Origin of the sequence: Methylobacterium sp. Leaf93, from assembly GCF_001422345.1 — a bacterium.
Taxonomy (GTDB): Bacteria; Pseudomonadota; Alphaproteobacteria; order Rhizobiales; family Beijerinckiaceae; genus Methylobacterium; species Methylobacterium bullatum.
In genome coordinates this window covers 500,253-508,999 of the sequence record NZ_LMMS01000012.1, presented here as the reverse complement: position 1 = coordinate 508,999, position 8,747 = coordinate 500,253, and the positions used below count along the sequence as shown (strand labels likewise).

Genomic DNA, 8,747 nt, shown 5'->3' with positions numbered 1-8,747 from the left:
CCACCAACGACCCGCGTGTCCTGCAAAACCTCAGGGCAACCTTCCGCGATGTCAGGCCGGCCTAATCACCAGACGCTCTTTTCACACAGCCTCCACCCATCCCGGACATCGATCATCGTCTGCCGAGCGGCGGGAAAGCGGACCTGTCGAGGGTCGGAAAGGGGTCGAAAGCCAACCCAGGCATGGGCCACATCAGTCAGATGTTTAACTTTTACTACTGAGTTCAGTAATTCGCCATACTGTATTATCGGAAGCGCACTCTGTGGGATTTCCCCCACCTCTTAAAGATTTAGACCATGCTTTAATAACATTTGGGTGAGCTGTCGAAATACGCACCGTCTCTCTCAACCGCGCCGTTCTGGCCACCCCCACTCCACTCACCCCAACCTAACCCCCATCGAACCGCACCCGTGCCGCCGCGATCTCCGCATGGCTCCGCTCCGCCCAGCGGACGAGGGCCGCCAGGGGCTCCATGAGCGTGCCGCCGAGATCGGTCAGGCGGTACTCCACGCTGGGCGGCTTGGTGGGGTAGACCGTGCGGGCGATGTAGCCGTCGCGTTCGAGGTCGCGCAGGGTCTGGGTCAGCATCCGTTTCGAGAGGTCGGGGATCAGCCGGAGGATCGCGCTGAACCGGTGCGGGCCGCCGGCGAGCGCGGTGAGGATCAGGATCGACCATTTGTCGCCGGTCCGGTCCAGCACGTCGCGGACGGGACAGCGGCCGGCCTCGAACGCTTTCGTCCGCCAGCCCGCGAAGGTCTGCGCCAATTCGGCCTGAGCCGGTGCGGGGGCGGTTCCCTCGGCGTCACCTTGTCCCAAAATCCTGCCTCCTTCACAGCCGGTGCGGTCTCACTTAGTTCCCTTGTGCCGAAAGTGAACCACGGGGAACATCGCCATGTCCGACACCACCCGACCGACGATCTTCGTCACCGGCGCCTCCGGTCAATTGGGGCGCCTCGTCATCGCGGCTCTGCTGGAGCGTGTGCCGGCCGGCGCCGTCGTGGCGGGTGTGCGGTCCCTGGAGAGCGAGGCCGCCCAGGCTCTGCGAGACAGGGGCGTCGTCGTGCGGGTGGCCGATTATGCGCGGCCCGAGACCCTGGCTGAGGCCTTCCGGGGCATCGAGCGCCTGCTGCTGATCTCCTCGAGCGAAATCGGCCAGCGCGTCTCCCAGCATGGGAACGTCGTCGCGGCGGCGAAGGCGGCCGGGATCGGCCGGCTCGTCTATACCAGCCTCCTTCATGCCGACACCTCGCCGATCAATCTGGCCGGGGAGCATCGCGCCACGGAGGCCGCCATCGCGGGCTCAGGCCTGCCGGCGGCGATCCTGCGGAACGGCTGGTACACGGAGAACTACACCGCCTCGATCCCCGGCGCGCTCGCCGGCGGCGCCTTCCTCGGCAGCGCCGGTGACGGCCGGATCGCCTCGGCCGCGCGGGCCGACTACGCCGAGGCCGCCGCCCTCGTGCTGACCGGCGACGGCCATGACGGGCGGACCTACGAACTGGCGGGGGACGAGGCCTACACCCTGGCGGATCTCGCCGCCGAACTCTCGCGCCAGACGGGCCGCGACATCCCCTACCGGGACCTGCCGCAGTCGGACTATGCCGCGCTGCTCAAGGGGTTCGGCCTGCCGGACGTCCTGGCCGATTCCCTTGCCGCGTGGGACGTGGACGCCGCGCACGGCGCCCTGTTCGACGAGGGCCGGCAGCTCTCGACGCTCATCGGCCGCCCGACGACGCCGCTGTCGGCCAGCATCGCCGCCGCGCTGGGGTGAGGCCGGCCTCGGGCCAGACCATTTCCGAAGGATCGCTACGGTCTCCGGCGGGCGCGGGTCCCCTCTCCTTACAGGAGAGGGAGCCTGTCGCGCTTCGTGCCGAACCATTTCGGATAAAGACCGGCTGTCCAGCGGATGAATGAATCAAGTCGCCTTGTGGGGAGGAACTGGAGAGGAACGCGCTCACCCGGCGGGATCGTCCGGGGGGCGGCGGGCGGCGGTGTCCCGGTCCTTGGCGATGCTGCGCCGAACGACGACGAGCTGCCACAGGGCCAGGCCCAGCGCGAGGGCGAAGACGAGGCCGATGTCGAAGGCGGCGAAGAGCCGGTCGCTCACGAGGGGGCGGGCTCGCGGCCGAGCGCCTCGCGCTCGCGCAGGGTCTCCACGAGATCGAGCACCTGCGCCACCTGCGCCGGGACGTTCCACCAGGGCGGGATCCGCGGGGCCACCGACGGCCGAGCGGCCACGGCCTCGATCAGGAACAGGATCTCCGGCAGGGGTGGTTCCAGCAAGGCCGCCCTGTCGTCCGTGGAGATGAGGGCGCGGGCGAGGAGCGCGAGCTTCCGGCGCCCGTCCACGCGGGCGCGGCGGGAGACCGAATCGTAGCCGGCCCGCTCCACCTCGCGGCCGATCTCGGCATAGATCAGTCGTGCCGCGCGGATCGCCGGGCGGCAGGCGGGGGGCAGGCCCGCGATGCCGGATTCGGAGCGCGCATAGAGGAGCTCCGCCGCCGCCAGCAGGCGCGCCACGACGCCCCCTAGAGCGGGGGTAAAGGTGGGCGCGCGCAGGAACGCGTCCGGGTCGATCCCGGCCTCCCTCAGCCAGGATCGCGGCAGGTAGAGCCGGCCCGCCCGCGCGTCCTCGCCGACATCGCGGGCGATGTTGGTGAACTGCATGGCGATGCCGAGGTCGCAGGCGCGGGCCAGCACGTCGGGGTCGCGCACGCCCATGACCAGGGTCATCATCGCCCCCACCGAGGCGGCGACCCGCGCCGCGTAGGCGGTGAGGTCGGAAAGGGTTTCGTAGCCATGCCCGGCCGCGTCCCAGGCGAGGCCCTCGATCAATGCGGCGGGGAGCGCCTGTGGGATGGCATGGTCGGCGACGATGTCGGCGAGCGCCCGGTCCGCCGGGGCGTCGCAGGGCTGTCCGTCATAGGCGAGGGCGAGGCGCAGCCGCAGCCGCGCCACGGCGGGCCGGCGCCCGCTCGCGGCGACGTCGTCCACCGCGTCGTCGGAGAGGCGGCAGAAGGCGTAGAGCCCGTAGGCCGGCCGGCGGAGGGAGGGCGGCAGCAGGGCGGAGGCGGCAAAGAAGCTGCGCGACCCGGTGCGGATCGCCGCCCGGCAGGCGGCGTGGTCGGCCGCATCCGCATGGGGGATCGCCCAGAGGGGCGGCCGAAGTAATTCAAGCGAAGACGCGCGCATCCGGCACCACGGTATCGAGAATTCGGGCGGAGGAGAGGACGCCGGGCAGGCCGGCGCCGGGATGGGTGCCGGCCCCCACGAGGAAGAGCCGCGCCACGTCCTCGGAGGCGTTGTGCGGCCGGAACCAGGCCGATTGCGTCAGCACCGGTTCGAGTCCGAAGCCCGAGCCGCGAAAGCTCAGGAAATCGGCCGCGAAATCCCCCGGATGCGTCACCTTGGAGGTGACGATGCTCTCCGACAGGCCCGGCATCACGGTGGCGTCGAGATGGCGTTCGATGGCGCGGCGATAGGGCTCCGCCTCCGCCGCCCAATCCTGGCCGCCGGCGAGGTTCGGCACCGGGGAGAGCACGTAGAACGCATCGCAGCCGGGCGGCGCCAGCAGCGGATCGGTGGCGGTGGGGCGATGCAGGTAGAGGCTGAAATCCTGCGACAGCACCTTGCGCCGGAAGATGTCGTCGATGAGCCCGCGATAGCGCGGCCCCATCAGGATGGTGTGGTGGGCGATGTCCGGAAAGGTCCGGTTCGTGCCGAAATACCAGACGAACAGGCCCATGGAGGAATGCGACCGGTCGAGGCGGCGGTCGGTCCAGCGCCGCCGCACCCCGTCGGGTAGGAGGGTGCGGTGGGTGAAGGCGGAATCGGCGTTGGAGACGACGATGTCGGCGGCGATGCGCTCGCCCGAGGCGAGGGCGACCCCGGTGGCGGCCCCGTCCTCCACGAGGATGCGCGAGACCTCAGCGCCGCAGCGGAGCGACCCGCCCTGCCCCCGGATCAGCCCGGCGAGCCCGTCCACCAGGCGACCGGTGCCGCCGAGGGCAAAATGCACGCCCCAGCGCCGTTCGAGATGGGCGATGAGGCAGTAGATCGCGCTCGCCCGGAACGGGCTGCCGCCGATGAGGAGCGGGTGGAAGCTGAAGATCGTCCGCAGGCGCTCGTCGCGGATGTAGCTCGCCACCACGTCGTAGACGCTGCGATGCCCGCCGAGACGCACCAGATCGGGCATGATCCGCAGCATGTCCGCCACCGAGCCGAAGGGCACGTGGCCGAGCCGCTCGAACCCGACCTCGCAGATCGCCCGCGAGCGCTCCATGAAGCGCTCGTAGCCGGCGACATCCCCGGGCGAGAACCGCGCCACCTCCTCACGCATGGCGGAAAGATCGCCGCTGTAATCGAAGGTCGCGCCGTCCTCGAAGCGGATGCGGTAGAACGGCAGCATCGGCGCCAGGACCACGTCGTCCTCCATGCGCCGTCCGCACAGGGTCCAGAGCTCCTCGAACAGGAACGGCGCGGTGACGATGGTCGGCCCGGCATCGAAGGTGAAGCCGTCCTGCCGATGCACCCGCGCCCGCCCGCCGGGCTGGTCGAGCCGCTCCAGCACCGTGACCCGGTAGCCCCGCGCCCCGAGTCGGATCGCGGCGGCCAGCCCCCCGAAGCCACTGCCGATCACCACCGCATGGGGGCGACGGGCCGGCCGGGACGAGGAGGTCGGCACATCGCTGAGTGTCAACATAGGGTGACACTATCAGGGGTGAAATTGGGGATGCAAGTGGTGATTTGTGGTCGGAGCGGGTGGGCGTTCTGGAGGGCTTGATTTTGGGGGAATCTCAGTGGCCTAAGGTCTTCAACCTCAGGCCACCGCAGCACCGTGAATAAGCTCTTCTCAGAAACATACGTCTGTTCTGTAATTTGACATTTTGCAGCATGTTTTTATTGGTCTATAATAATAGAATATTTCTTATCATAAATAAATTTCGCCACCGCATGTAGTATAATATTTAGAATACATAGCGTCCGGTAGATAGATTAAACTAAGAAAATTCATTATCGAGCAGAGATAAATCCGTCAAAATATCAACGAAATCTAGCGCTCGGGCGGAAAATTGCATTGGTACGAGATAATCCGTTACAAGCGCCGACCGGATTTGAATTTTCTCAAGCGGGATCGAAGTTAGTCGCGCTAATTCACGTGTATTCGCCTTGAGAAAGCGTAGTCGGTCTAGGTGCTTCTGGATAGGCGTGCGATCTCCTGTTTCCGTGATGCTGGTGTACTCTGTCAGTCGTTCTCCAATCTCACCGACCGTGCGCGCAAACGAAAGACGCTTGCATTCGACAGCGTAAACAATGCTCTCCTCCGGCCTCCATGCAAGAACATCGATGTCGCCCAGTTTCTGCTCGCCACCGAGGGCTTGAAGACCCACCTCGGTCCGTACCTGCCACCTCAGCCGGCGTAGGCGTTCTGCAACGGTGCTGTTGAATGCGTGTCCATCGCGGTCAACGGCAGCGCCGATGAGCGAGCGCATCTGTGAGCTGTCGAATAACTCAACCGGAATGCGTCCACTGGCAGTTTCACAAAGATAGCGTAGGTTGATATCGAGAAGTGTTGGGACAATGAGAACGTCTGGGTCCGCGTCATTTGATAGCTGTACTAGTGGGCGCCGGGTCAACGACAGTCGCCGATTGAAACGCCAGGGGTACCAATCGCGCGCCTTAGCTCCCTTTGGCTTGATCTCGTCCCATTGCGACCGCGGCTTAAGGGCGAGCGCCTCGAATGTTCGTAGGGGATTCTTTGCCCCAAGCTCTGCAAGTCTTCGTAGGACCTCGCTCCTGGGTAAGCGGTACTGCGATCGCATCTGATCCATTGCCGCTTCGGCACAGTCGGCGACAAAAGAGAAGTAATCGGTCGGATCTAAACCGAACTCGGCCAAAAATGCAGACGCAAATACAGTGTCAATGGCGCCGCCCTCAGCGTGAACAGGTTGAAACGCAATGCCATAGTCTTCCGCTGCAGCGCGAAATATGCGTTCCCCATGTGCGGCCATATAGGGGTGCTGAATATTTTCCGCAAAACTGCCATCAAAGGAGATGGAACCATTCGGATTTACAATTGGCGTATCACTTACAAGACTATGGTGCAGCGCATCGCTCTGACTGGCGCATTCAATAAGAGTTCCAACGTGGGCCATTAGCTCGTCGAGGTCCGTTGTGCTGCATTGCTTGCCACCTGCTGGCGGAGACGTGCAAAGTGCCATTTCAGCAACAACACGACTTGCGAGCCCTGCCAAAGCGCGTTGTCCTTCGCGGTCGTTCGCGGCGCGTAACACATCACCAACGTTATGATGCAGTGCAAGCAGAGCGGCAGCCGTCATTCGCCAAGTTGACCTGTCGTGTTCGATGGCATCCTGATTTAAAAGAGCACGCTCTATAACACTACTACGGTTTAATGAAACTAACTGCCCGCGGATGCGCTGCCAGAGTGCGTCCACCGCCAGGTTCAGTAATGGGCGAGCCTTGTCGAAAGGGACGCGCCCCGGGGAGGAGGTCCACCCGGCTTCCTGCGCTAATCCGAGGCGACTCCAAGTGCTGTTCTCGGGCGATTGCAAACGAGGCTGTGGTAGCTGGACCGCGGCACGGACGGTTTCGCGTAAGTTACTTGGCGGGATCATGTGAAAAAAGCGCGCCTCATCTGACCGTACCACCTCGTTCACGAGAGCAGCTAAACTTACGTCGTCAGTCCCACCCCCAATGAGCGCGAAAGCACCTCTGACAAGTGCCGCCACCATCAGGCGATCCCCAATGTTGAGAGGCCTCGCGAACGCCCGCAGGTAATCGAGAGGACACTTAATCATAATAATATTGTTACGAATTTCGACCACCGGCTCTGTCAGCGGTCCAGGTTGGAGCAACGTCGCTTCATCAAAATTTATAAGTTCGTCGAAGCATAGCTGAATGACTATTGGCCCAGATGGGAGATTTGGAAGAATGTCTTCTAATATTGGTGCTAGCCGGACAAGCCAGTTGCGCGCCATCTTCCAGATTTCAAGAACTATGTTGTAATGCCGCTCGTAACTAGGTTGGTCTTCACATTCAACCCACCATGGGCGGTGTGTAGTCTCGATGCATGCTGATAGTACTCCTGATGCAATGCGACCCGGACTGACGAAGACGGGCAGGTTCTCTAGTTCCGTAAAAAAGACATTCGTCGTCTCCCGTTGCACCTCCACCCAGGCTCGGCCACCTGGCGCCAATGCGACATGCTGGTCCAGAGTAACCCTGAGACGATGACGAAGCGGGGTCAGGAAGTCGGTCGCGAGTCCAATCATTCCCAGCGACATTTCAGCTGGGACTAGTTCATAATTATGCTGGTTGGCAAAGGCGTAGAGATTCGTGAACCCATTTAAGTTTGCAATCCTAATTCCGCGACGAACGAGTGCGTCCTCTTGGTCCAGCAACTTCCACGAGCGGAGCGCGCTAAACTCAGCGTCCCATCCAAGGCGCATGAAGTCTGGAAGAGACAGACCGAGGCGCTGCCATCCAACGGGTGACCCGCCGAAGCCGACAGCGAAACCTCGGCCAACCCCACCATGGATGACTAGCGTCATGCCGCGACGATAGTCGGCGCGGGTTGCCAACACTTGAGTTTGTTCATTGACGCGCGAATCAATGATTCCAAACAGCGAATGAGTTGCCTGCAGGCCGTTGCGAGCAACAGCAGTCAGATCATCGGGGACGAAGATAGCGTGGATGTAGCTACCTTCATCGAAGCGTCCGATGAAATCGACTAAACCAGATACGCCGAGCGGCGTTGGGCCATCAGTGACGACTATGTCCCAACCAACTCGACCTAGGTGAAAGGCGTCCTGAAACTGGCCGTCGGCCACCGTCGTTTGAAGCAACGCAAGATCGCCAGCCTCTTCCGCGCTTTCAATGATGAACCGGCGAACGGCCGCGCCGATAGCTGTTGGAAGCGCTACGATGGTGAGCCCATCGGTGCGCACCAGTGGGCGACGCTCGAGGCTAGTGTGTCCAAGGCCCTCGCCCTCTAATGTGTGGGCGTCCTTAGGTCGGAACACAAACGGGTTCAGGTCGCCAGGCGAGAAGCCCAGGGCAAAGATATCTTCTATCGTGAAGGTGACATGTGCCTTTCCGGGCTCAACTGTCGCAGCGGAGATTCTCAGCGGGCGCCGCGGAGGAGAATTGCTTAATGTGAAACGCGGTATCGCTGTCCGTGCGGCAACAGCTTCGCTCAAGCGCAGGAGCGCAATAACGTGTACCTGGGCCCGCGCTGCCCAGGGACGATCCTTAAGCTTCGTCAGTGCCGCCAAACAAGATTGCACATAATAGTCGTTGTCGCCCCATCCTCCATCAAAAAGCCTCGCGTTACCGAACCAGGTCGCGACATTCGACAAGAATACGTCCTCGACCGGATCCTCCAGTTCAGCGGCGTCTTGGAAAATGATGTCGTTCAGCCATTCTCTAAGCTGCACCAATGAGGGTGCCCGTGTACCCCGGCAACCAAGTGCAGCTAGGTGGATCAGCACCTCCACCCGCCCCGTTGCAGGATGGTTTTCGGGACGTAAAAGAAGCGCTGCCGCCACCTGAGCGACGAGCGGAAAGCTGAACTTGCGCAGACGGTAGATCAGGCGATCTAGGCGAGAGGCTAGCGAGCCAATATGTCGGGCTTCCTCACCATCTGCCCCAGCCATAAAGGCGGCCATGGCGTTGAACTTAAGATCGTTGGGAAACATTCATCTCTGCCTTTGGCACGCCAGATTGCT

Annotated in this window: 6 protein-coding genes; 1 reads left to right on the top strand and 5 read right to left on the bottom strand. The window is 62.9% G+C overall.

Annotated features, from left to right (window positions below; all coding sequences use genetic code 11):
• Nucleotides 1-387 precede the first annotated feature (387 nt).
• The gene (locus tag ASF26_RS10910; RefSeq protein ID WP_056253264.1) at nucleotides 388-816 is read right to left on the bottom strand and encodes a helix-turn-helix domain-containing protein; all 429 of its coding nucleotides are present in this window, start codon (nucleotides 814-816) and stop codon (nucleotides 388-390) included.
• Between the two features lie 76 nt (nucleotides 817-892).
• On the opposite strand from ASF26_RS10910, the gene ASF26_RS10905 reads away from it, so the two are divergent.
• On the top strand, nucleotides 893-1,771 hold the full coding sequence (locus tag ASF26_RS10905; RefSeq protein WP_056253261.1) for an SDR family oxidoreductase: 879 nt from the start codon (nucleotides 893-895) through the stop codon (nucleotides 1,769-1,771).
• A 183-nt stretch (nucleotides 1,772-1,954) separates the two neighbouring features.
• Here ASF26_RS10905 and ASF26_RS23095 read toward each other — a convergent pair whose 3' ends face one another.
• The 4 genes from ASF26_RS23095 to ASF26_RS22660 all read right to left on the bottom strand — a co-directional run bounded on the left by ASF26_RS23095 (nucleotide 1,955) and on the right by ASF26_RS22660 (nucleotide 8,717).
• Nucleotides 1,955-2,107 carry a hypothetical protein gene (locus ASF26_RS23095; protein WP_200925908.1) on the bottom strand — a complete coding sequence of 51 codons (153 nt, stop codon included), beginning with the start codon at nucleotides 2,105-2,107 and terminating at the stop codon, nucleotides 1,955-1,957.
• Nucleotides 2,104-3,192 carry a phytoene/squalene synthase family protein gene (locus ASF26_RS10900; RefSeq protein ID WP_056253258.1) on the bottom strand — a complete coding sequence of 363 codons (1,089 nt, stop codon included), beginning with the start codon at nucleotides 3,190-3,192 and terminating at the stop codon, nucleotides 2,104-2,106. The genes ASF26_RS23095 and ASF26_RS10900 overlap by 4 nt, the downstream gene beginning before the upstream one ends.
• Nucleotides 3,173-4,702 carry a phytoene desaturase gene (locus ASF26_RS10895; protein ID WP_056253256.1) on the bottom strand — a complete coding sequence of 510 codons (1,530 nt, stop codon included), beginning with the start codon at nucleotides 4,700-4,702 and terminating at the stop codon, nucleotides 3,173-3,175. Before ASF26_RS10895 ends, ASF26_RS10900 begins: the two co-directional genes overlap by 20 nt.
• Before the next feature lie 298 nt (nucleotides 4,703-5,000).
• On the bottom strand, nucleotides 5,001-8,717 hold the full coding sequence (locus tag ASF26_RS22660; protein ID WP_156462947.1) for a hypothetical protein: 3,717 nt from the start codon (nucleotides 8,715-8,717) through the stop codon (nucleotides 5,001-5,003).
• Between the last annotated feature and the right edge of the window lie 30 nt (nucleotides 8,718-8,747).

Coding starts and splice junctions, on each gene's coding strand:
- ASF26_RS10905 (WP_056253261.1), top strand. CDS start 893: ATGTCCGACACCACCCGACCGACGATCTTCGTCACCGGCGCCTCCGGT.
- ASF26_RS22660 (WP_156462947.1), bottom strand. CDS start 8,717: ATGTTTCCCAACGATCTTAAGTTCAACGCCATGGCCGCCTTTATGGCT.
- ASF26_RS10900 (WP_056253258.1), bottom strand. CDS start 3,192: ATGCGCGCGTCTTCGCTTGAATTACTTCGGCCGCCCCTCTGGGCGATC.
- ASF26_RS10895 (WP_056253256.1), bottom strand. CDS start 4,702: ATGTTGACACTCAGCGATGTGCCGACCTCCTCGTCCCGGCCGGCCCGT.